At 58.2% G+C, this 23,981-nt stretch carries 17 protein-coding genes and 1 pseudogene; 10 read left to right on the forward strand and 8 right to left on the reverse strand.

The annotated features are described in order from the left end of the window. Positions 1 to 71: 71 nt before the first annotated feature. Together AB4N74_RS28815 and AB4N74_RS28820 are read left to right on the forward strand one after the other, a co-directional pair. Positions 72 to 2,624 carry a helix-turn-helix transcriptional regulator gene (locus tag AB4N74_RS28815; protein WP_460097918.1) on the forward strand — a complete coding sequence of 851 codons (2,553 nt, stop codon included), beginning with the start codon at positions 72 to 74 and terminating at the stop codon, positions 2,622 to 2,624. A gap of 181 nt (positions 2,625 to 2,805) precedes the next feature. After that, positions 2,806 to 6,321 carry a dermonecrotic toxin domain-containing protein gene (locus tag AB4N74_RS28820; RefSeq protein WP_460097919.1) on the forward strand — a complete coding sequence of 1,172 codons (3,516 nt, stop codon included), beginning with the start codon at positions 2,806 to 2,808 and terminating at the stop codon, positions 6,319 to 6,321. A gap of 52 nt (positions 6,322 to 6,373) precedes the next feature. Here AB4N74_RS28820 and AB4N74_RS28825 read toward each other — a convergent pair whose 3' ends face one another. Then, the gene (locus AB4N74_RS28825) at positions 6,374 to 7,162 is read right to left on the reverse strand and encodes an IclR family transcriptional regulator (protein WP_093436103.1); all 789 of its coding nucleotides are present in this window, start codon (positions 7,160 to 7,162) and stop codon (positions 6,374 to 6,376) included. Positions 7,163 to 7,326: 164 nt separating this feature from the next. Here AB4N74_RS28825 and hmgA point away from each other — a divergent pair, with 164 nt between their 5' ends. The 4 genes from hmgA to AB4N74_RS28845 all read left to right on the forward strand — a co-directional run bounded on the left by hmgA (position 7,327) and on the right by AB4N74_RS28845 (position 12,106). Continuing rightward, positions 7,327 to 8,631 (forward strand): homogentisate 1,2-dioxygenase, encoded by a 1,305-nt coding sequence (gene hmgA, locus AB4N74_RS28830; RefSeq protein ID WP_095049786.1) that lies wholly within the window; start codon positions 7,327 to 7,329, stop codon positions 8,629 to 8,631. Between the two features lie 3 nt (positions 8,632 to 8,634). Next, complete coding sequence (fahA, locus tag AB4N74_RS28835) at positions 8,635 to 9,939, forward strand: fumarylacetoacetase (protein WP_186625426.1); 1,305 nt, start codon at positions 8,635 to 8,637, stop codon at positions 9,937 to 9,939. A gap of 12 nt (positions 9,940 to 9,951) precedes the next feature. Next, entirely contained in the window at positions 9,952 to 10,587 is a 636-nt protein-coding gene (gene maiA / locus AB4N74_RS28840; protein ID WP_460097920.1) for a maleylacetoacetate isomerase, read from the forward strand. A gap of 148 nt (positions 10,588 to 10,735) precedes the next feature. Then, positions 10,736 to 12,106 carry an MFS transporter gene (locus AB4N74_RS28845; protein ID WP_460097921.1) on the forward strand — a complete coding sequence of 457 codons (1,371 nt, stop codon included), beginning with the start codon at positions 10,736 to 10,738 and terminating at the stop codon, positions 12,104 to 12,106. 165 nt (positions 12,107 to 12,271) lie between these two features. On the opposite strand, the gene AB4N74_RS28850 is transcribed toward AB4N74_RS28845, so the two are convergent. Then, the gene (locus AB4N74_RS28850) at positions 12,272 to 13,075 is read right to left on the reverse strand and encodes a SirB1 family protein (RefSeq protein WP_460089905.1); all 804 of its coding nucleotides are present in this window, start codon (positions 13,073 to 13,075) and stop codon (positions 12,272 to 12,274) included. Between the two features lie 185 nt (positions 13,076 to 13,260). Between AB4N74_RS28850 and AB4N74_RS28855 the strand changes: the two genes are divergently transcribed. After that, positions 13,261 to 14,280, forward strand: a complete 1,020-nt coding sequence (locus AB4N74_RS28855) for a Leu/Phe/Val dehydrogenase (protein ID WP_093436130.1) — start codon at positions 13,261 to 13,263, stop codon at positions 14,278 to 14,280. A 145-nt stretch (positions 14,281 to 14,425) separates the two neighbouring features. On the opposite strand, the pseudogene AB4N74_RS28860 reads toward AB4N74_RS28855, so the two are convergent. Then, a pseudogene (locus AB4N74_RS28860) lies at positions 14,426 to 14,680 on the reverse strand (YebG family protein); the annotation flags it as partial. Between the two features lie 327 nt (positions 14,681 to 15,007). On the opposite strand from AB4N74_RS28860, the gene AB4N74_RS28865 reads away from it, so the two are divergent. Continuing rightward, a complete protein-coding gene (locus AB4N74_RS28865) occupies positions 15,008 to 15,508 on the forward strand; it encodes a phosphate-starvation-inducible protein PsiE (protein ID WP_026000737.1) in 501 nt (166 codons plus the stop codon). On the opposite strand, the gene AB4N74_RS28870 is transcribed toward AB4N74_RS28865, so the two are convergent. The 3 genes from AB4N74_RS28870 to AB4N74_RS28880 all read right to left on the reverse strand — a co-directional run bounded on the left by AB4N74_RS28870 (position 15,505) and on the right by AB4N74_RS28880 (position 18,890). Next, positions 15,505 to 15,822, reverse strand: coding sequence for a DUF3509 domain-containing protein (locus tag AB4N74_RS28870; protein ID WP_093436161.1), 318 nt, complete (start codon positions 15,820 to 15,822; stop codon positions 15,505 to 15,507). The genes AB4N74_RS28865 and AB4N74_RS28870 overlap by 4 nt on opposite strands. 303 nt (positions 15,823 to 16,125) lie before the next feature. Beyond that, positions 16,126 to 17,427, reverse strand: coding sequence for a serine/threonine transporter (locus tag AB4N74_RS28875; RefSeq protein ID WP_257357029.1), 1,302 nt, complete (start codon positions 17,425 to 17,427; stop codon positions 16,126 to 16,128). An 86-nt stretch (positions 17,428 to 17,513) separates the two neighbouring features. Continuing rightward, positions 17,514 to 18,890 carry an L-serine ammonia-lyase gene (locus AB4N74_RS28880; protein ID WP_460089907.1) on the reverse strand — a complete coding sequence of 459 codons (1,377 nt, stop codon included), beginning with the start codon at positions 18,888 to 18,890 and terminating at the stop codon, positions 17,514 to 17,516. A gap of 135 nt (positions 18,891 to 19,025) precedes the next feature. Between AB4N74_RS28880 and AB4N74_RS28885 the strand changes: the two genes are divergently transcribed. Then, positions 19,026 to 19,973 carry a LysR substrate-binding domain-containing protein gene (locus AB4N74_RS28885; RefSeq protein WP_093436172.1) on the forward strand — a complete coding sequence of 316 codons (948 nt, stop codon included), beginning with the start codon at positions 19,026 to 19,028 and terminating at the stop codon, positions 19,971 to 19,973. Between the two features lie 200 nt (positions 19,974 to 20,173). After that, positions 20,174 to 20,578: an HPF/RaiA family ribosome-associated protein gene (locus tag AB4N74_RS28890; protein WP_034154535.1), complete on the forward strand. Its 405-nt coding sequence runs from the start codon at positions 20,174 to 20,176 to the stop codon at positions 20,576 to 20,578. Positions 20,579 to 20,987: 409 nt separating this feature from the next. On the opposite strand, the gene AB4N74_RS28895 is transcribed toward AB4N74_RS28890, so the two are convergent. Both AB4N74_RS28895 and fecA read right to left on the reverse strand, forming a co-directional pair. Beyond that, entirely contained in the window at positions 20,988 to 21,356 is a 369-nt protein-coding gene (locus tag AB4N74_RS28895; RefSeq protein WP_460097922.1) for an endonuclease domain-containing protein, read from the reverse strand. 250 nt (positions 21,357 to 21,606) lie between these two features. Further along, a complete protein-coding gene (gene fecA, locus AB4N74_RS28900) occupies positions 21,607 to 23,940 on the reverse strand; it encodes a TonB-dependent Fe(3+) dicitrate receptor FecA (RefSeq protein WP_460097923.1) in 2,334 nt (777 codons plus the stop codon). Positions 23,941 to 23,981: the final 41 nt, after the last annotated feature.

A 23,981-nucleotide genomic window follows, 5' to 3' on the forward strand; every position in this document is an offset into this window, starting at 1 on the left:
CGCTGAATACTCGTCAACAAGTGCAGGGGAGAGGGCTAGGGTGAGGGCACAACGATAAAAAGGCTCACCCGATGACCGCTATGACTGCCTGTCTGGATCGCCCCGGATTCTTGCCCAGACTATCTTCCCATCATCAACTTCGCCCTCGACTGAGTGAGCCGCTACTGACATCGGTGGCGCGGATCAGGCTGATCTGCGCGCCGCCCGGCAGTGGCAAAAGCGCGTTGCTCTCCGAATGCTTGTCACAGGCACCGGCACACTGTGTGGTGCACTGGCTGCCACTGATGGGCGTGTCGTTGAGTACGGAGGAGTTCTGTCAGCGGCTGAGTCTGGCATTGGGGCTGGCAGCAATGGATGAGGCGCAATTGGCGGCGGCACTGGCACGCTGGTCAGCGCCCACCTGGCTGTTTATCGACGACTATTGTCGGCTCCCCGACCCGGCTCTCGATGCATTGTTGGACCGCTTGCTGGCGCTCAGCAGCCCGGCATTGATCTGGTGGATCGGCGCGCGTCGACGCCCCCAGTGCAATTGGCCACGGTTGCTGCTGGACGACGAATTGTTTGAATGCGAAAGCGCGACGCTGGCGCTGACCCCGGAAGAAATCGCCCAGGCGTTAAAACACCTGTCAGCGGAGCAGGCTGCCAGTGTGGCCGCGCGGATTGTTCATCGAACCGGTGGATGGTGCGCCGGGGTGCGCATGGCGCTGCTGCAAAAATGCGACTGGTCGCAGACCCTTCAGCCGCAGCAACGGGTGGAAACGCTGCTGGATTATTTGCAGCATGAATTGTTCAGCGGCCTGACGCCGGAGTTGGCCGAGGTCTGGCGGGTACTGGCGAATCTGCCGCGCTTCAATGCTGAGTTGAGTGAGCACCTGTTCGGTGCCGGAGAAGGCGCGGACTACCTGCGCACCCTGCAAACGCTGGGTTGCTTTATCGAACCATGGAATGACTCGTCCCAGTGGTTGCAGATCTTTGCACCTTTGGCTCAAGTGATGCGCGATGAGCGCTGGCCTGCGGCCCGCTCATGGCATCGTCGGGCATGCCAATGGTTCGCCGCTGCCGGGGATTGGCGCTCGGCTTTCGAGCAGGCGTTGCTTGCCGAGGAATTCGAAACGGCAGTGAGTCTGTTGCAGCACTTCAACTTCGAGCATCTTTTTGAAGAGCAAACGGTGGTGCTGTTGTTGCGCCTGCATGAATCTCAGGGCGAAGGAGTGACCTTGGGATCACCGCAATTGGTTGGGCTGATTACCGCAGCTCTTTTGTTTGCCGGCCGTTTTGAACAGGCCACGCAGTGCATCGCGCACCTGGCGAGGTTCATGCCGCAACCTTCGGCGGCACTGGAACGACAACTGATTGCACGCTGGCAAGCACAACAAGGCTGGCTGATGCATTTGCAGGGGCGTATGACGCCTGCGCGCGAACTCTTTCAGCAAGCTCTGGAAGCGCTCGATGGCGATGCCTGGGCCACAAGGCTGCTGTGCCTGTCAGGGCTGACTCAACAAGCCTTGCTCTGCGATGAACTCGAACAAGCGCACACCATCAGTCGCGAAGCGTTGTGTCTGGCGCGGGCACAAGGCTCCTTGCTGTTTGAAGGCTTGCTGGAACTTGATCACGCGCAGTTGCTTGAGCAGCGTGGTGCTCCAGCCCGCGCTGACAACCTGCTACTGAGCATCGAGCAGTTACTTGGCCAGCGCGCTGAGCGGCCATCGCCGCTGCTCGGTCGTATCGCCCTGCGTCGTGGTCGATTGGCGTTGGTCATGGGGCTGGAGGAGCAAGCCGCCGTTCTGTTCAAACGTGGCCTGGAGGATTGTCTGCGCAGTCACGATAAACGGGTGTTGTTCGGCTATCTGGGGCTGGCGCAGATAGCGGCCAACCACTGTGAATACACGCAAGCATTCGAGCGCTTGCACGAGGCCGAGCGGTTGATGCAGCAGCGCAGGATTCCAGACACGGTTTACCGTGGTGTGTTGTTACAGGTCAGTAGCCAGATCTGGCTGCAGCAGGGGCGGGCGCAGTTGGCACATGAGGCGTTGAGCCGGGTGCTGCGCCACTATCAACCGCCGAACGCGTTGCAGGCGCCTCCGGCGACGGTTCAACTGATAGCGCGTATCCAGTATTTGCTGATATTGGCCACGGCATCTTTGCAACGCGGTAGTGATCTCCCGGAGCAACTTCAGATGTTGCTGGATAAAGCCCGCAAGTGCGGGGCGCAGACACTTGAGGCGGAGTTGCATTTTGCCCTCGCCGAAGTGGCATTGCTGCACAGCGAGTCGTTACGGGTGGTTGAGCATGTGGAATGTGCGTTGAAGATCGTCCGGCGCTCGGAGGCGCAATTGCTGATACGCCAGGTCACCCTGCGCTCGCCGAACATATTTGATCGGACAAATGTGCTGGAGGAAAAGCAGCAAGTTGTAGCCGAATCTGAAGCTGAAAGTTCACTGAGTCAGCGAGAGTTACAAGTCTTGGTGTTGATTGCGGCAGGTGATTCCAATCAACAAATCGCAGAAAAACTTTTCCTTTCATTGCATACCGTTAAAACTCATGTCCGAAGGATCTATATAAAATTGGGGGTGATGCGTAGAACGCATGCGGTGGCCAGGGCCAGAACATTGGGTTTGATGTAGGTGTGAGGTTGTTAGATGTTTGTAGTTGTAACTTAGGGGGTTGTTGGTGTGGTAATTAAACACTGTTGGAAACAGTGTGGTGGGTATCTTTCTGCTCTGAATCTGAATCTGAATTAGCTTGATTTGGCGAGGCAAGTTGTAATTGGCCACTTGTCATTATCAAGCTGATAGAGATTCCATTATGGAAATTAATAAAGAAGCCGAAAGCCAAAGTCTGCGTGAAGTGGGGAAAGCCCTGGAAAGTATCTCGCAGGAATTGAAGCGTGTTCCGTCATTTTCAGTGGTGGTGCAGGACACTTTGCGTGAGGCGTTATGGAAGGTATCCGAAGGTGTGCGGCTGAGCAGCCTGTTCGTCAATGTCGTGGCGGGCGCCAAACCGAAAAATAAACAGCCGGTCGGGCGGTTGCTGGATATCGCGCTTGAGTGCCTGCAAAGTGGTCGGCCGCCAAACTATGATGTCAATGATTATGGTGTATTCGATCACCCGAATTTTACCAGCCGTGAAGACATTCTTACGCAAGTCCCGATCTCGGCTATTGAAAAATCAGTAGCAGATTTGCTGAAGAAACTGGCGGTTGATTACACGGCAACTGTGCGGCAGTACTGGGAAAACCCGACCGTTCAAAAAGCAGCTGGGGCTTATCCTCAGTTGTCGCGAAAGTCTGCTTTAGGTGTGCTCGAGGCTAGCCTTTTCGCTCGTGAGTTGGAGGCGCTGACGATTCAAGGGGTCATTACTCAGCAACAAAGCGCGCTGATCAGTACGACCGTACAACCCAGTCTGACCGGTACTTGTTACGGGGTTTTCATTGAAGGTCAGAATGGCAAATACATCGAGCAGAACGCGATGTTTGTATTGCCCCTTACAACCCCTGTCTATGAGCAGTTGATTCCCGGTGAGCAGGGCGCTGTCGTACTCTACTGCGCGAATCGTGGTCTCGAATTGTTTTCTTCCATTTGGAAGCTTGAACAAGCGTTGTTGAGCCGACTGGGCTCCGCGGAAACTCAGGAAGAGTTTCTGCAAACGCTGTCGCTCAGTGAACGCGTTGGGTTCGCCTACGTCCCTGCTATTCGTTTTTTGAAAGTTCGTGCGAATTTGTTTGAGAGATTCGTTGATAAGCGGATTCAGACGATGTACAGCGACATCACTGGGTATCTAGAATCCGTCGGCAAGCCAGACTCGGAGTTTGATAAAATTGTTGTCGCCGTAGAGGCCGCACAATCGTTGCCCGATTTGAATCGTCAGGCCAGAAAACGCCAGGTACAACTGATTAAGCATGTCGAGCGGAATGCTTGGCCGCAATGGTTGAAAAGCACTTCCGATGTCAATCAGGAAGTGTATGTTTCCCTGCAAAAAGAGCTGCTTGAAGCCGAAGTCAAACTTCATGAGGTCACTCACGGAGTTGCTTCGCTGAAAGACTACGCGCGGTTGGCCGTAGAGGACTTCATATCGCCGGGTAAAGATGAGCGTATCGACCCGGACACTGTATTCGTGAAAGTCACCCATACCGTGCCTCTGGCGGATAGAAAAAAGGTGGAACTCACCGAGCGCAAAACGCTGACTCAGGCCTTTATGCAAGGTGCTCATGATCTGGCAGGTCAATATCAGATCGTTCCGGAGGTCCCCTCCAGTCTGCCAAAGTTGAGTCCATCGAACATCCTGCGTGCCATCAAGTCGTTGGACGTTCGTGTTGCCTATACCACGGCTCAACGTCTTCTGTATTCGCAAGCCGAAGTTACCGAGTCGCTGCGATTGGTCCTTAGCCGTAAAACAGCGCTGACCCTGTTCGCGGCGATTCTGCAGAAACACGTGGGACCTTCAGCTCATAAATTGGTGATGGGTTATAACCTCGGCGATACGTCCATTGAAACGCTGGGCGTGGCGCTCAAACACTGGTTCAAGCCTTTCAATGGTTTGCTGGTTTATCGCAGGAAAGGTGTGGCAGCCGATCGCAGCGCGCATGTCCTGCATATACCGGGTTCGCCAGCCGGGCAGGAGTGGTTTGAGTTCACCGACCTGAAAAGCCTGCAGCAAAAGTTGGCGCAATGGGCGGCCAAGGCTGAAACCTGGGCGTACTTGCTGAGTCAGGCACATGCCAGCGACAGTGCGCAGATGCAAAGTGATTATCTGAGTCTAAAACCATTTGCGGTACTGAATGAATGGTGGTGGTCGAAGATTAAGTTGGTCGATTTACCCGAAGCGGAGCCTTTGTTCGGAACCGTTCAAAATCACATCTTGTGGAGTATCGATCAAACCGAGGCTGCCACCCCTCAATGGTACAGAAAGGCCAGCTCGAGCGATCAGCACCTACTCAATCGTCTGAACGCTGATTTCAAGGCTATTCATCATCATTCCCGGGAAATGCTGGCGGTCGAGCCGTTCAAACAGTTTGCCTGCCATTTGGTGAAGAAGGAGCTGAAGCAGTATTTTGCCCGGACAGGTTTATCTGTGGACATTAACCCTGACGAGGTATGGGTCAAATTTCACGCAGACTCGAAGATCAGCCTGACCGATCTGTTTATTCAGTGGCAAAAGTGGCGCAGTGACGTAAGTGCGTTCGAGAAATTTTTCACCTGGGTGAACCCTCAATTGGCCGGGATTGAAAATTTGCGAGAGCAACTCAGACAGGCCACCTTCTGGACGTTTACCGGACAGCCCATTGCCCAACTGAATGCCAGAGTTATCAATGATCTGATCGATCTGAGGCCCGGTGAAAAGTATCTTCAATATCTGAAAGATAAATTCCTCAATGCGTCCGACATTGACTTGAAAGCAAGTCTGTATCGAAAAACAAAACAAAATGAAATGCTCCGGACCGCGTTGATTCAGAAAATCAAAGGCGAGCTCTCCCTCGACCAATTCAGCTGGTTGCAGGGACTCATTAACGGATTTGATCGCGATCTGCCTCGTCAGGGCATCATCACCACGGGTGGGATGCCGGGCATTGGCGTTTACGAGTTCACTCTCAGGGGACGCGCCCTTGTCGGGGCTTACGTTTTTGGGCGCAAAGTCAGCGGGCGTGATGAGTTTTTTGTCTATATTCCCGATACGCCTGATGGCAAGGATTTCTTCCCTGTCCAGGAACTTGCTGGTCGATTGAAAAGCGTGGCCTTCAACAAAAAGGTCTTGAGCCTCGCTCGTCTGGAACATCAGCAGGCAGTGAAAAACCTCCTGGACACTTACTGGGACTCGAACCCGGTAGCGACCAGCACTCCGGAATTGACCAACAGTTATCCAGTACTGGCTTTCAAACAGGAGTACCTGGCTAAAATCGGGCAACTCGTCGCTGATGTGGATTTTCAGACGAGCAGTTATCTGGAAGCGCTGTGGAAGGATGTGAGGGTACTGGCCGAATTTGCCCTGGATGTAGCTTCGATGTTCATTGCGCCACTTGGCCTGGCACTGACCGTACTGCGCATTACTCAGTCGGTTGTGCTGGGCATTGTGGCTTCCAGTCAGGGCTCCGATGAGGCTGCGAACGCACACTTTGCATCGGCGTGGCGAGGGGCGATTCTGTTGTACGTTGGCAAAGTGGCGGCGATCGGCACGCCCGTGAACCCGATTGCTCTGCTATCGAGCGTCAGGGATTTCGCCGATGTGATGGCAGGCGTCACCGGTGTTGAAGTCAGCATCAACTACGTGACAGCAATCACCGCACCTCCTGCGGTCGTGAACAGCACCACTCGTCTGCTCAACTGAGAGATGAAACTGCGCGAGTAACGGCCCTCGTTACTCGCTCGATTGGCGCCATTCAGCCCTGCAGAGGTTCATAACCCATCCGCCAACTCACGGCCCGCGTCGCCGCCAGCAACCGCTGCGCCGCCGGGCCGTTTTCGTCGGCGTGGAACAATGAAGTGGGGCCAACGATGGTCAACACGGCGGCGACCTGGCCGACGGCGTTGAACACCGGGGCGGACAACGCATCCACACCCGGCATCAGCAGGCCATGCACATGATGCAGACCGCGTTCGCGGATCTGTTCGCACAGGGTTGCGTAGGTTTTTTCATCCTTCAATGGATGATCCACAGCGGCAATTTCCTGCTCGCGCAACTCATCGGTTTCCCGATGGGGCAAGTAGGCGCTGAACACCAGTCCAGTCGATGAACTGAGCAGTGGCAACACTGAACCCAGTTGCGTCACCACCGTCACCGCGCGCACCGCCGGTTCGATATGCACCACGGTCGCGCCCTGATTGCCCCACACCGCCAGAAAGCAGGTTTCGTTGAGTTCGTCGCGCAGTTCGGCCAACGGCAGGGCGGCGACTTTCAGCACGTCCATACTGTTGAGTGCGGCCAGGCCTACACGCAAGGCTTCGCGGCCGAGCCCGTAATGGTTGGTTGCGGTGTTCTGCTCGGCGAATCCTGAAGCAATCAACGCTTGCAGATAGCGATGAACCTTGCTCGCTGGCATCTGCACATGTTCGGCCAGACGCGACAACGAAGTGGACGGCGACAGCTCGGCCAGAGCCTTGAGGATGTCGGTGCCGACTTCGGCGGAGCGGACTTTCTGTTTGCCGTTGCTGTCGCTGGTTTTTTCCATGGTGCGGCCGGGTTCCGAAACGAATGGGCGTCTTTATAGCTTGACGCTGGATAGCGAGCAAATTACGTTATGCGTAATCGAATTACGATAATAACAACCCCGGCGTGCCGAAACCTCTGAGCCAGAGCGATGGGCCACTGCCGACTCCCTGTTCAGGAGGCTCCATGAACCTCGATTCAACCGCCCAGGCGCTGGCGTATCAGTCCGGTTTCGGCAACGAATTCAGCTCTGAAGCGTTGCCCGGTGCGCTGCCCGTTGGCCAGAACTCCCCGCAAAAAGCCCCCTACGGCCTCTACACCGAATTGTTTTCCGGCACAGCATTCACCATGACCCGCAGTGAAGCGCGGCGCACCTGGATGTACCGGATTCAGCCGTCGGCCAATCACCCGGCCTTCGTCAAACTGGAGCGGCAACTGGCCGGTGGGCCGTTGGGTGAAGTGACACCCAATCGCCTGCGCTGGAACCCGCTGGAGATCCCGGCCGAGCCGACCGATTTCATCGACGGTCTGGTGAGCATGGCCGCTAATGCGGGTGCAGAGAAACCGGCCGGCATCAGCATCTACAACTATGTTGCCAACCGCTCGATGGAGCGGGTGTTCTTCAACGCCGACGGCGAACTGCTGCTGGTGCCGCAACTCGGTCGTCTGCGCATCGCCACCGAATTGGGTGTGCTGGAAGTCGCGCCGCTGGAAATCGCCGTGCTGCCGCGCGGCCTGAAATTCCGTGTTGAATTGCTCGACCCACAAGCGCGCGGCTATGTCGCCGAGAACCACGGCGCGCCGCTGCGTCTGCCGGATCTGGGACCGATCGGCAGCAACGGTCTGGCCAACCCGCGTGACTTCCTGACCCCGGTTGCCGCTTACGAGAACCTCCAGCAACCGACCACGCTGGTACAGAAGTTCCTTGGCCAGTTGTGGGCCACCGAACTCAATCACTCGCCGCTGAACGTGGTCGCCTGGCACGGCAATAACGTGCCGTACAAATACGACCTGCGCCGTTTCAACACCATCGGCACCGTCAGTTTCGATCACCCGGACCCGTCAATCTTCACCGTGCTGACTTCGCCGACCAGCGTGCACGGTCTGGCCAACCTCGACTTCGTGATATTCCCGCCGCGCTGGATGGTCGCCGAGAACACCTTCCGTCCGCCGTGGTTTCACCGCAACCTGATGAACGAATTCATGGGCCTGATCCAGGGCGAATACGACGCCAAGGCCGAAGGCTTCGTGCCCGGCGGTGCGTCGTTGCACAGCTGTATGAGCGCCCACGGCCCTGATGGCGAGACTTGCACCAAAGCAATCAACGCCGAACTCAAACCGGCGAAGATCGACAACACCATGGCCTTCATGTTCGAGACCAGTCAGGTGCTGCGCCCGAGCCGCTTCGCCCTCGACTGTCCGCAACTGCAATCCACTTATGACGCCTGCTGGGCCACTTTGCCCGCCACGTTCGACCCGACCCGGAGATAACCCATGACGCAGAATTCCATCACCCGCAGCTGGGTTGCCTCGGCCAACGGCCACGCTGATTTCCCGCTGCAGAACCTGCCGCTGGGTGTGTTCAGCAGTAACGGTGCGATGCCGCGCGCTGGCGTGGCGATTGGCGACCATATCTTCGATCTGCAAGTAGCACTGGAAGCCGGGCTGTTCGACGGTGTCGCGCGCAGCGCTGTCGAAGCCATGCACGGCGGCCAGTTGAACGCATTCTTCGAACTCGGTCGTGAGGGGCGTGTGGCACTGCGCACCCGTCTGCTGGAACTGTTCAGCGAAGGCAGCACGCACCGCGGCAACATCGAAGCCCAAGGCGCGAAACTGCTACCCCTGGCCGCCGATTGCCAGCTGCATCTGCCGGCACGCATCAGCGATTACACCGATTTCTACGTCGGCATCGAGCACGCGCAGAACGTCGGCAAACTGTTCCGCCCGGATAACCCGCTGCTGCCGAACTACAAGCATGTGCCGATCGGTTATCACGGTCGCGCCTCCACCGTGCGTGCTTCCGGTACCGACGTGCGTCGCCCTAAAGGCCAGACGCTACCGGCCGGTCAGACCGAGCCTGTGTTTGGCCCGTGCGCGCGCCTGGACTATGAGCTGGAACTGGGCATCTGGATCGGTCAAGGCAACGAGATGGGTGACTCGATCGCCATCGGTGACGCGGCTGATCATATTGCCGGTTTCTGCTTGCTCAACGACTGGTCGGCGCGCGATATCCAGGCCTGGGAATACCAGCCACTGGGGCCGTTCCTGTCGAAGAGTTTCATCACCAGCGTCTCGCCGTGGGTGGTCACCGCCGAAGCGCTGGAACCGTTCCGCACCGCGCAGCCGAAGCGTCCTGAAGGTGATCCGCAGCCGCTGCCGTACCTGTTCGATAAACGCGATCAGGACGGCGGTGCCTTCGACATCGAACTGGAAGTTTTGCTGCTCACCGAAGCCATGCGCGAGCAGAACCTGCCGGCCCATCGCCTGACCCTGAGCAACACCCGCTACATGTACTGGACCGTCGCGCAAATGGTCGCGCACCACAGCGTCAACGGTTGCCAATTGCAGGCCGGCGATCTGTTCGGTTCGGGCACCTTGTCCGGCCCTGAAAACGGTCAGTTCGGCAGCCTGCTGGAAATCACCGAGGGCGGTAAAAAGCCAATCGAGCTGGCTTCCGGAGAAGTGCGTAAGTTCCTTGAAGATGGCGACGAAATCATCCTGCGCGCACGTTGCGCTCGCGACGGTTTTGCCTCGATCGGCTTCGGCGAATGCCGCGGCAAAGTGCTGGCGGCGCGCTGACAGGAGCGGGTTATGGATCTCTATACCTATTACCGTTCGACCTCGTCGTACCGCGTGCGAATCGCGCTGGCGCTGAAGGGCCTCGACTATCAGGCGCTGCCGGTCAATCTGATCGCGCCACCCGGTGGCGAGCATCGGCAAGCGGCGTATCTGGCGATCAATCCACAGGGGCGGGTGCCGGCCCTGCGCACTGACGAAGGCGGTTTACTGATTCAATCGCCGGCCATCATCGAGTACCTGGAAGAACGTTATCCACAGGTGCCGTTGCTGCCGGAAGATTTGTTCGCCCGCGCGCAGGTGCGCGGTGTGGCGGCGGTGATCGGTTGCGATGTGCATCCGCTGCACAACGTCAGCGTGCTCAATCGCCTGCGCCAGTCGGGGCACGACGAGCCGCAGGTGATCGAGTGGATCAGTCACTGGATCAGCCTAGGGCTGGCGACGGTGGAGCAATTGATTGGCGACGAGGGCTTCTGTTTCGGCGAGTGGCCGTGCGTGGCCGATGTGTACCTGATTCCGCAGTTGTATGCAGCGGAGCGGTTCAATGTCTCGTTGGATGCCTACCCGAAAGTCCGCCGCGTTGCCGCACTGGCGGCTGAACATCCGGCGTTCATCAAGGCGCATCCCGCCAACCAACCCGATACCCCGTAATTCCCCTGTGGGAGCGAGCCTGCTCGCGAAGGCTGAGTGTCAGTCACCATTCATTTTGCTGACACAGCGCATTCGCGAGCAGGCTCGCTCCCACAGGGTTCGGCGTTGAACTACCCCAAAATCATAAAAACAAAACAGGTACCTTGCGATGCACAACCAGATTGCCAGCTTCCGGGCGGCACTCGACGCCCGTCCTGTGTCCCGTTATCAGTGGTTGCTCTTGATCCTGCTCGCCTTGCTGCTGGTCACCGATGGCTATGACGCCCAGGTGCTCGGTTATGTGGTGCCCGCGCTGGCGCAGGATTGGGGTCTGGAAAAGTCTGCATTCGGGCCTGTTTTCAGTGCCAACCTGCTCGGTCTCACCCTTGGTTCACTGGCGGTTACGCCGCTGGCTGACCGCTTTGGCGTACGACGGATTCTGCTCGCTTGCGTACTGATCTACGCCACGCTGACCGTGCTGATGGTCTTCGCAGACTCGCTCAATACGCTGATGATCGCGCGCTTTATCTGCGGCATCGGCATGGGCGGGGCGATGCCCAGTGCTATGGCGTTGATGTCGGAATATTCGCCACCGCGCCTGCGCACCTTGATGGTGACGCTGGCGGCCTGTGGCTTCTCGTTCGGTGGCGCAGCCGGTGGTTTCGTCGCGGCAGGCTTCATCGACCAATTCGGTTGGCAAGCGGTGTTCCTCGCCGGTGGCGTCACGCCGTTGCTGCTGTTTCCGTTTCTCTGGTGGATGCTGCCGGAGTCGTTGCCGCGTTTGCTGCGTGATGCGCCACCGTATGCGCGACTGCGCAAAGTCACCGCGCGGATGTTGCCGGATTGGCAACCGCCCGTTGCCAGCCTCGAACAGAACGAGCGGGAGCAGGGCAGCAAACTGACGGTGGTCGAGTTGTTCCGCAATGGCTACGCGCGACCGACGTTGCTGATCTGGGCAACGTTTTTCGTCAGCCTGATTCTGTTGTATTTCATGATCAGCTGGCTGCCGACGCTGCTCCTGGAAAGCGGCCTGAAACTCAACGAAGCCAATCTGGTGACGTCGATGTTCCTGTTCGCCGGCACCATGGGCGCGATCTGCATGGCCTGGTTCGCTGACCGCTTGAAGCGCAAGGTGCGGTTGTTGTCAGCGGTGTTGGCAGGGGCGGCGCTGTGCACGATCCTGCTGGGGCTTAATCACGACAATCCGCGATATCTGGTCGCCTGCGTGTTCGCCGCCGGGTTCTGCATCATCGGCGGGCAACTGACGCTGAATGCGTTTGCCAGCAATTTCTATCCGGCGCATGTGCGTGCGACCGGCACCGGTTGGGCATTGGGCGTGGGGCGTTTCGGTTCGATTCTCGGGCCGCTGTTCGGCAGCCTGTTGTTGGCGATGCATATTCCAGTGGCGCAGATTTTCTTCTTCTGTGCGATTCCGGCGGTCATCGCCGCGTTGCTGATTATTCAGGTGAGTTCGCCCACCGACACAGTGCAATCTCCTGTGGGAGCTAGGCTGCTAGCGAAGAACGATAACGCGGTTTAACTGAAAGGCCGAGCCGCCTGCTTCGCGAGCAAGCTCGCTCCCACAGTGATGTGTGCCGAGCCGATAATTTAGGTCCACACCAAACCTGTGGGAGCGAGCTTGCTCGCGAAGGCCGTGTTTCTGTCACTACATTCGTTGCCTGACACACAGCCATCGCGAGCGTATTCAGTGGACGACGGAGTTGGGCGGCAGGTGGCTGAGGCGTTCAGTCAGGCGCAGTCGCTGAATCGGGTCGTCGCTGAGCATCAGCGCATGCTCCAGATCAAAGCGCTCGGCATTCGGGCAGTCGAGCCGCTGATAAAGACTGGCCCGTGCCAGGTAATCGACGGCGCCAGCGTCACCCAGTTCGAGCACCCGTTCGGCGTCGATCAGCGCGGCGATAAAATCATCATGAGTCAGGTGCAGCTGGCGCAGGTTGCGCGACAGGCGCTGGAGCATCTGCTTGGGGCTGGCGGTCAGCAGATGCTCGGCGGTCAGCTTCATGTTCGGCCCGTACTGGCGCTGCAACAGTTCGCGACAATCGTTTGGGTACAAACGCCGGCCGCCGCACGGATCCAGCAAGTGATCAGCGCCGGGCACCCGCAACAGGAAGTGTCCGGGGAAGTTGACCCCGACCAGCGGAATCTCCAGGCCACGCGCCAGCTCCAGGGCAATCAGCGCCAGTGCCAACGGCTGGCCGCGACGGGTCTGCAACACTTTGTGCAACAGCGCCGCTTGCGGGCGCAGCGGCAGGAAGTGGTCCTGGGCAAAGCCCAGATCAGTCATGCGGCGCAACAGGGGCTGCGCCAGTTCACTGACCGGCAACATCGGCAAGCCGTAACTGACTCGTTGTTGCAGGTCTTTGAATTCTTGTAACAGCGCGTCGGGATCGACCGCTTTTTCATGCTCGGCCGCCATCCACAGCGCGGCTTCGAACAGCGCGGGCGGTGAACGGTACAGGCATTCGAAAAAACGTTGACGCGCACTCATCGAAATCTCCGGGGAATGCCTCGTTTTAGCCCCGCCCGCAAGATTCGTCCAGTCCCCTGCTGCGCAGGTGTCGGGTTATGCCGCAAAACCGTTGTCGGCGCGGGCGCTTATTCCGGCGCGCTCCAGCAATTTTCAGGCGCAGGCCTATACTGGCGTTCTACAAGAAGTGATTCGGGAGCCCAACGATGTTTGCGCTCATGCAAAGCACTCGCCTGGAATCGCTGCACCTTAGCGTTGATCCGGTCACCGGGTTGAAGGCGGTCATTGCCATCCATAACAGTCGCCTCGGGCCAGCCTTGGGCGGATGTCGTTATCTCGCCTATCCCAATGACGAATCCGCCGTCGAAGATGCCATTCGCCTCGCTCAGGGCATGAGCTACAAGGCTGCGCTGGCGGGGCTGCCGCAGGGCGGAGGCGTGGCAGTGATCGTGCGCCCGGCTCATGTGGAAAACCGTGGCTCGCTGTTCGAAGCTTTTGGTCGTTGCATCGAACAGCTCGACGGTCGCTACATCACCGCCATCGACAGCGGCACCTCGGTGGCGGATATGGATTGCATCGCCCAACAGACTCAGCACGTCACCAGCACCACCTCGGCCGGCGACCCCGCTCCGCATGCCGCGATGGGTGTATTTGCCGGCATTCGCTCAACGGCCATGGCGCGGCTGGGCAGCGACAACCTCGAAGGCTTGCGCATCGCGATTCAGGGCCTGGGCAATGTCGGCTTTGCTTTGGCCGAACAACTCCATGCCGCCGGGGCTGAGTTGCTGGTCAGCGATATCGATCACGGCAAGGTGCAACTGGCGATGGAACAACTCAACGCTCACCCGATCGCCAACGACGCGTTGCTCAGTACGCCGTGTGACATCCTCGCGCCGTGCGGTCTGGGCGGGGTTTTGAACAGCCATACCGTCACGCAATTACGCTGTTCGGCAGTGGCAGGCTCTGCCAATAACCAGCTGACACATCTGGATGTGGCCGATCAACTGGAACGGCGCGGGATTCTGTATGCGCCAGACTACGTGATCAATGCCGGTGGCTTGATCTACGTCTCGCTGAAACATCGTGGTGAAGAGTTGTCGACGATTACCGCGCATCTTTCGAAAATCAGCTCGCGGCTGACTGAAGTCTTCGCCCATGCGCAGGCGGAAAAGCGTTCGCCGGCGCGGGTGGCGGATGAGTTGGCGGAGAAAGTTTTGTATCGCTGAGTTTCACAGGCATGAAAAAGGCCCTGAGCCATTCGACTCAGGGCCTATTCAATTCGGTCATTGCTTACTTAGCCGCTTTTGCCGCTTTGGCTGGCTTCGCCGGCGTTTCCGCAGGTTCTGCAGCTTCGGCATTATCGACCGGTTCGGCCGGTGCATTGAGCAGTTCGGACAGTGCATCCGGCTGGCTCTTGAACGCCCGGGCGAACACATCGCGATTCTTCGCCATGTAGATCCCGGCTTCTTCCACTTGCTGTTCAGTCAGGGACGGAACGGCTTTTTGCAGGACATCGGCCAGATATTCGGCCAGTTCGAGCATTTTGTCATGACGGTCAGCTTCGGCTTTATCCATGAACAAGCGCTCCAGATCTCGGCTGCTGCGGTATACCACTTCGACGGCCATTCACCACCTCACATGCCTTCACATTAAGTTGTCTTGACGACTACTGTATCCATATACAGCGAAAAGGATAAGCGAATCCCTGCGCCATGGGTAGTGGCTTTTCAATGTAGACCGGATTTCGGGTTTGTCAGGCCGACCGTGTCGCTGCATTCGCGAGCAGGCTCGCTCCCACAAAAGCACATCGGTGCGACCAAACGCCACGGCGCGGGTTTGGCGGCGGCTCGCCATGATGGCGTGGCCTCTTTTCTGCATGAAAACCGTTACGTGCAGAAAACCGTCACGTCCAACACGCATCATCCGCTCGCATTCGAGCTAAGGAACATCATCGTGAAAATCAACTGGGCCGAGAAACTGCGGCAAAACGTGCATCAACTGGCCGAGTCCCTGGGCAACCTGTTCGTCGAAACCTTCCACTATCTGGCGTTGTTCGCCATCGGTGCGGTGACGGCATGGGCGGCGGTGATGGAATTTCTCGGGATGCTCGAGGAAGGCCATATCAAGATCGATGACATTCTGCTGCTGTTCATCTATCTCGAATTGGGGGCAATGGTCGGGATCTACTTCAAGACCAACCACATGCCGGTGCGCTTCCTGATCTACGTGGCGATCACCGCGCTGACCCGTTTGCTGATCTCCAACGTCTCGCACCACAATCCGCCGGACATGGGCATCATCTACCTGTGCGGCGGCATTCTGTTGCTGGCGTTCTCGATTCTGGTGGTGCGTTACGCCTCGTCACAATTTCCTTCGGTGAAGATCGAGAAACCGCAGCGCAAACTTGGTGCCGGTTCCAGCGAGCATCCGGAAGTCGAGAAGGGCGAGCTTTAAAGCCCGGCTGCTTGCCCGGGCTGGCCGATGACGCGTGGCGGTGGCGGGGTCAGCCCGTCGCCGCTGGTCATCGCTTCGAGGATTGCCATGGCGCTGTGGCCTTGCTCGATGGCAATGCCGAACTGGATGCTTTGCACCAGGCGCTTGAGGCGCGCGGGGTCGTTGCGCTGCTCGGCGCTGATCATGCGCTTGGCCACGATCCGGCCGCTGTTGGACAGGGTCAGCATGATGCTGCCGTCCAGGCCTTGAATGCTCAGGTTGATCTGATAGTCCGGCGCGAAGGCATCGGTAATGATCTGAAAAGGATTGTCCATGATGCGTCACCGCCTGATTGAACGTGCAGTTGTTGACCGGCCGTGATCGGGTTGGTTCGCCCAACCGGATCATCGGCCATTCCGTGGCCTGTATTTGTTGCTTCATGTAGAGCTGTCGAGTGAAACGAGGCTGCGATCTTTTGATCTTCGGTGTTTTGATTTCGATTATGAAGATCAAAAGATCGCAGCCTGCGACAGTTCCCACAGGGGAGTAGCAAGGGCTGTGCCGGGAAAATTGTCGAACAATGAACACGGGGATTAAAAAGGCGAGCCACGCGGCTCGCCTTTTTTAATGGCCCGTTTTCAGGGCAGAACCGAGTAGATGATCGCTGACAGTGCAATCAGGCCGATCAGCACCACAAACACGTTGGACACCTGCCCCGAATACTGGCGCAAGGCCGGCACGCGGCGGATGGCGTACATCGGCATCAGGAACAACAGGCAGGCAATCACCGGCCCGCCGAGGGTTTCGATCATGCCAAGGATGCTCGGGTTGAACGTTGCCACGGCCCAGCAACTGAGGATCATGAACACGGCGGTCGCACGGTTCAGCCAGCTCGCTGACATCACCCGGCCACGGCTGCGCAGGCTTTTCACGATCATGCCCTGGAAGCCTTCACTGGCGCCGATGTAGTGGCCGAGGAAGGATTTGGTGATCGCCACCAGCGCAATCAGCGGCGCGGCGTAAGCAATGACCGGGGTCTGAAAGTGGTTGGCCAGGTACGACAGGATCGAAATGTTCTGCGCCTTGGCCGCTGCCAGATCCGCCGGCGACAGCGCCAGCACACAGCTGAAGCAGAAGAACATCACCGTGACGACCATCATGCCGTGAGCCATAGCGAGGATGCCGCTGCTTTTGCGTTCTGCCTGCTCGCCGTAACGTTGTTTCTGCTCAACCGCGAACGCGGAAATGATCGGCGAATGGTTGAACGAAAACACCATCACCGGAATCGCCAGCCACATTGTCTTGAAGAAAGCGGACATTGGCATGGCTTCTTGGGCACTGGCAAAAAACGCACCGTTCCAGTTTGGAATCAGGCTGAGCGCCAGTAGCAGCAATGCGGCAACAAATGGATAAACCAGCACGCTCATGGCTTTGACGATGACGCTTTGACCGCAGCGCACAATCGCCATCAAACCGAGGATCAACACCAGCGAGAGGATCGCCCGTGGTGGCGGGGCGATGTGCAATTGATGCTCGAGGAAACTGCTCAGGGTGTTGGTCAGCGCCACGCTGTACACCAGCAGAATCGGGAAGATCGCGAAGAAATACAGGAGCGTGATCAGCTTGCCGGCACCGATGCCGAAGTGTTCTTCGACCACTTCGGTGATGTCCCCTGAGCGCCCGGACAACACGAAACGGGTCAGCCCACGGTGGGCAAAAAACGTCATCGGGAAAGCCAGTACGGCGAGAATCAGCAAAGGCCAGAAACCGCCGACACCGGCATTGATCGGCAGGAACAAGGTGCCAGCACCGATCGCAGTGCCGTACAGACCGAGCATCCAGGTGGTGTCGAATTTGTTCCAGCCCTTGTGGGCCGTTTCTGCATTGCGTGTGCGGTCTACAGCGGGATTTTCGGCAGCAGGTGTACGTACATCGGTCATCGGTATCGCCTCGTTATTATTTTTGCTCGGGCTCACGGTTGGCAGGCGGCTTCGTGCGGCCTGCCGGGGCGGTCAGGGAATGGGCCTCAGCATTCCACCCAGTTCACAGCCAGGCCGCCCCGTGAAGTCTCTTTGTATTTGTCGTGCATGTCGGCGCCGGTATCGCGCATGGTGCGGATCACCCGGTCGAGGGAAATGAAGTGTTTGCCGTCGCCGCGCAGGGCCATTTGCGTGGCGTTGATCGCTTTCACGGCGGCGATGGCATTGCGCTCGATGCACGGCACCTGCACGAGGCCGCCGACCGGGTCGCAGGTCAGGCCAAGGTTGTGTTCCAGGCCGATTTCGGCGGCGTTCTCCAGTTGTTCCGGGGTGGCACCGAGCACGTCGGCCAAGCCAGCAGCGGCCATCGCACAGGCCGAACCGACTTCGCCCTGGCAGCCCACTTCAGCGCCGGAGATCGAAGCATTTTTCTTACACAAAATGCCGACAGCCGCCGCGCCCAGAAAGAAAGCGACGACATCATCGTCAGACGCGTCCGGATTGAATTTCATGTAGTAGTGCAGAACGGCCGGGATGATTCCGGCTGCACCGTTGGTCGGTGCGGTGACCATGCGCCCGCCGGCGGCGTTCTCTTCGTTGACGGCGAGGGCGAACAGGTTGACCCACTCCATTGCCGACAGAGTGGAACTGATCACGTTCGGCTTGCCGATCTCCAACAGGCTGCGATGCAATTTCGCGGCGCGGCGCGGCACGTTCAGACCACCGGGCAGAATCCCCTCGTGGCGCAGGCCTTGTTCGACGCATTCGCGCATCACCGACCAAATGTGCAGCAGGCCCTGGCGGATTTCCGCGTCAGTGCGCCACGCGCGTTCGTTGGCCATCATCAGTTCGGACACGCGCAGGTTGTGCTGTTTGCACAGCGATAGCAGTTCGGCGGCGCTGGAGAAATCGTACGGCAACACCACTTCACTCGCCGGGGCGACACCGGACTCGGCTTCTTCCGCTTCGATGATGAAACCGCCGCCAACCGAGTAATAGGTCTGCTCGAACAGCTCGGCCGTTTCGCCAAAGGCCGTCAGCGACATGGCGTTGGGGTGGTAGGGCAGGCTCTCGTCCAGCAGCAGGAGATCACGTTGCCAGTCGAAGGCAATTTCTCTCTGACCGGCGAGGGACAGTTGGCCTGTCTCGCGCAGTTGCTGGATACGTGGATCGATGGTCGCCGGATCGATGCTGTCCGGCCATTCGCCCATCAGGCCCATCACCGTTGCGCGGTCGGTGGCGTGCCCGACGCCGGTGGCCGACAGTGAGCCGTATAAACGGATTTCCACACGACGCACATCGTTCAACAAACGTTGATCAATCAGCGCCTGAGCGAAGGTCGCGGCGGCGCGCATCGGGCCTACGGTGTGGGAACTGGACGGGCCGATGCCGACTTTGAATAGATCGAAAACACTGATAGCCATGCTAAACCCTTACAAGCAATGGAGTAGGAATCGCTGCCATTTTTTGTAGGACAAGCGCAATGTCGGCGATACTGCCTACCTCAGTCCAATGTGACTAACGAAACTTCCTAAGTAAGCCTTTAGCAGGACTAAACGATGAGCCGTCAATTGCATGCGCAGACCTATGTCTGGCTGCAGGTGTTTTCCTGTGCCGCGCGGCACCTGTCGTTCACCCGTTGCGCCGAAGAACTGCACATCACCCCGGGGGCGGTCAGTCAGCAAATTCGTCAACTTGAAGAACGACTTGGTTTCCGTCTGTTTCATCGGCGCGCGCGTGGTGTGGAGCTGAGTGCGGAGGGGCAGCGGCTGGCTATCACGGTCAACGAGGCGTATGGCAGCATTGATGCCGAACTACGTCGACTGGACGCCGGGATGATCAGCGGGATTTTGCGTGTGCGCTCGATTCCGTCGTTCCTCAGCAAGTGGCTGACGCCGCGCTTGCCACGCCTGCAGCAACGCTATCCGGACATTCAGTTGCGCTTGGTGGCAGAGGACAGCAGCGTGCCCTTGCACGAAGGCGATTTTGATCTGGCGATCGATTTGAACGACGGCAGCTACCCGGGATTGTTATCCACAGCCTTGCTCGACGAGCAGATTTTCCCGGTGTGCGCACCGAGCCTGTTGCGCGGGCGACCACCGTTGCACGGGCCGGCGGATCTGGTGCATTTCCCGGTACTGCACGACATCACCGCCTGGCGTGGCAGTTATGAATACGCGGAATGGGAATTCTATTTGAACGCGATTGGTTTTGAGGGCGCCGACGTACGGCGTGGGCATACCTTCAATCGCAATCATCTGACCATCGAAGCGGCGATTGCCGGCATGGGCGTGGCGATTGCCCGCCGCACCTTGCTTAACGATGAATTGGAGCGAGGGACGTTGATTGTGCCGTTTGGCCTGTCGGTGCCTAATCACAAACGCTATGTGTTGCTCTATGCACCGGGGGCTTTAAGCCATCCGGGTGTGCGTGCGGTGCATGATTGGCTGGTCGAGGAGGCGGGGATATTTCGCAGTTTGCACCCGTTGAACGACGGGCAGTTGTGAGCAAATTTTGCGACATTGCCAAGCGACCCAACTCCCGACCTTACCAGTGCTTTGCCCGGTTGTCCGGCTTTTTTTGCGAATGAATATTTATCTTTTTTCAGGGGTTGAAATGTTCGGCAGTCGGGCCGATTGTTGTAACCAGGAGGTCAGGAAATTCAACTCAAGGCCTCTCACGAGCTAGCTGAAATAAGGGATGAACTATGCAAATCCAAGTCAACAGCGATAACCATATTCAAAGTAGTCAACGACTGGAGGAGTGGGTACGTACAACCATTGAGAGCACGCTCGAACGTTATGAAGAAGACCTGACCCGTGTCGAAGTCCACCTGAGCGACGAGAACGGTGACAAACCAGGTCCCCATGACTTGCGCTGCCAACTGGAAGCGCGGCCAAAAGGCCATCAACCGATTTCCGTGACCCACAAGGCCGATTCGCTGGAACAGGCAATCGACGGCGCTGCCGAGAAACTCGAGCACGCCCTGGAGCATCTTTTCGGCAAACTGCGAGGTAAACCACGTGCCGCTGTGGTGCCATTTAGCAAGGCGAATGACGCTCTGCTGGAGGAAGAATTTCTTGAGAATGAACAGGCAGCGATCAACAGTTGATGCGCTGATTTTATAAGCCAGCCAATGAGAACGGGCCTGCGAATGCAGGCCCGTTTTTGTTTGTGGCGGATTTTTGCGCAAGGCACAAGAGCGCGGCCCCTCACCCCAGCCCTCTCCCACCGGGAGAGGGGGCCGACCGAGGTGTCTTATGAGTTACATCGACCTGAAATACCGAGTTGATTATGGATTCGGCACAATACTTTCAGGTCGGTGTATTGCTCAAACATCCCGAAATCAGTCCCCCTCTCTGGGAGAGGGCCGACCGAGCTGTCTGAAGAGGTCGACCGAGGTGTGTTACGTGATACATCGACCTGAAATGCCGAGTCGATTATGGATACTGCACAGCACTTTCAGGTCGGTGTATTTCTCAAGAATTCCCCGATCAGTCCCCTCTCCCTCTGGGAGAGGGTTAGGGTGAGGGCATTTTTCGATTCGCCGCAATTCTTATGATCTGCTCCAGCACATCGTCCATCTGCTGGATCACCTCGAGATTACTGAAGCGCACGACTTCAATACCCTTTTGATTCAGATAGCGCGTCCGACGCTGGTCATGAATCAGTCCCGACGTTTCGTAATGCTGACCGCCATCCAGCTCAATCGCCAATTTCAACTCCGCACAGTAAAAATCCAGCACGTAAGGCGGACAGGGAAACTGCCGATGAAATTTCAGATTGGCGATCTGGCGGGAGCGGAGTTTTTGCCAGAGCAGGTGTTCACAGTCGGTTTGGTTGACGCGTAACTGGCGGGCGAATTGGGCGAAGCTGGGGCGAGTTTGCATGCTTCACGATCCTTGTGAAGTTGGTTTGAAATTTTACTGTAGACCATTCCCCTCACCCCAGCCCTCTCCCGGAGGGAGAGGGGGCCGACCGAGTTGTGTTACGTGATACATCGACCTGAAATGCCGAGTTGATTATGGATTCTGCACAGCACTTTCAGGTCGATGAATTTCTGAAGCATCCCCAAATCAGTCCCCTCTCCCTCAGGGAGAGGGCTAGGCGGGCGGCGTTCCGATGAGGGCTTCTCAATCCTCAGAACGCCACAGAAGTCTGCACATAAACCGTACGCGGCTCACCCACATACTTGCCCTTGTTGTTGTCATCAAACGAGCGCGTGAAGTACTGCGTGTTGAAAATGTTCTTCACGCCCACCGCCACATTCAAGTCCGACAACTGCGGACCGAAGTCATACCCGGCGCGGCTGCTGAACAGCATGTAACCGGGGATCTTGCCGGTGCTGCCATCGGCGCTTTCCTTCGAGGTGTTGGCGTTGTCGGCGAACTGGTCGCTCTGGAAGCTGCTGTCGAGATTAAGCTTCCACGGTCCTTCGCTGTAACCCACACCAATCGTGCCTTTGTGTTTCGACGAGAACGGCACGCGGTTGCCCTTGTTCGGTCCGTCTTCGCGGATAGTCGCGTCAACATAAGCGTAAGTGGCGTAGACATCGAAACCGGCCAGCGCCGGGCTCAAGTCATCCAGCGCGTAATTGACGCTGGTTTCGATCCCTTGATGACGGGTTTCGCCACGGGCGATCACCGAGTCGTTGGTCTGGTTGCTTTCGTACTGGTTGTCGAAGTTGATCAGGAACGCGCCGATCTCCGCGCGCAACGCGCCGTTGTCATAGCGCGTGCCGAGTTCCCAGGTGCGGGCCTTCTCCGGTTTCACTTCGCCGCTGGTCACCCGGTTGGGCATCTGGCTGTATTGCACACTGCCGAAGGAGCCTTCGGTGTTGGCGTACAGGTTCCAGCTGTCGGTCAGGTGATAGAGCACGTTCAACGCTGGCAGTGCGGTGTTGTAGTCGCCCTTGTATTTGACGTTGGTCAGGTTGTTGGTCTGCTGCGATTCGATCATTTCGTAGCGCACGCCCGGGGTGATCGTCCATTTGCCGATGTCGATGCGGTCGTCGACGAAGAACGCATTGGCCTCGGTGCCGCCACGGGTGTCGCGGTCGTTGCGGCTGGCGGTGGTCGGGTATTGGTTGCTGCTGATCGGTGTGCGATAGCGCAGTTCGTGACCGGCCTCGTTGATGTAGCGATAGCCGACGCCGACTTCATGGCTGGTCGGGCCGAGGTCGAAACCTTGGGCGAATCGGGTTTCCAGGCCACGCACCCAATACTCGCGCGGTGACAGCGAGAGGAAGGAGCCCTGATCGAGATAACCGCTGCGCAAGGTCTTGGTGAAGAACGTGTTGGCGGTGAATTCGCGGCGATCTTCCTGATAGCGATAGCCGAAATTGAACATCGTGCGGCGGCCCCAGAACTGGTCCTTCGGGCGCGTCGATTGATAGGGATCGGCGTCGTAGTCGGCCACGTTCAGACCGCCGGGCATGTCAGCCTTGCCTTCGTAATACTGGGCCATGGCGTTGAAGCTATTGGCTTCGTCGAGCTGGTATTTGCCCTTGAGGATCAGGTCGTCGATTTCAGTGTCGCTGTGTTCGCGCCAGTCGCCGCCGCGCGTCCCGGAGTAGAGCAACGCACCGCCGAGGCCATTGGCGTTAGTGCCGCCGGCCAGCAGGTTGGCGCTGGTCTTGAAGCCGTCGTGGCTCGACGATGGGCTGGTTTCTGTCTGGAAGCCGCCCTTGACCGTTGGCTCGTCAGGAATCGCCCGGGTGACGAAGTTGACCACGCCGCCGACGTTCTGCGGACCATAACGCACGGCGCCACCGCCGCGCACCACGTCCACGGCATCCATGTTGCCCATGCTGATCGGCGCGAACGACAGTTGTGGTTGGCCATAAGGCGCGAACGGCACGGGGATGCCATCCATCAACACGGTCGAGCGGGCAGCCAGTCGCGGATTCAAACCGCGAATGCCGAAGTTCAGCGCCATGTCATGGCTGCCGGTGCCGTTGTTTTCCGGGGCGTTGACGCCGGGGATGCGGTTGAGCACATCGCGCGCCTGCGTCGCGCCCTGACGCTCGAATTCTTCGCGGCGGATCACATCGCGCGCACCGGGATGTTCGAACACATTGATCTGCGCAGCATCGCCGAGCCAGTCGCCGACGACAGTCGAGGTGTCCAGCTCTAGCGCGGCATCCGCCACCGGTTGCAGACTGAACGCGTTATTGCCCTCGGTGCGTGCTTGCAGACCGCTGCCTTCGAGCAATGCGTTCAAACCTTGTTCTGCGGTGTAACTGCCTTCCAGGCCACGGCTTTGCACGCCGCTGGTGACTTGCGAACCAAACGAAATCAGCACGCCCGCTTCACGGCCAAACTGGTTGAGGGCGTTTTCCAGTGACGACGGCGCGATGTGATAAGCCTTGGCTTCAGCGGCCAGTGCGGCGGGCAGGGCGCTGAAACTCAGACTGGCGCCGAGGACGAGATTGCGCAGGCTGCGGGCCAGTGGCGTGAGGCGGGTGGGGTGCATGGTGGATGATCCTGAGAAGGTTGAATCAAGGGGGCTTTCCT

This window comes from Pseudomonas sp. H3_C08, assembly GCF_054669455.1.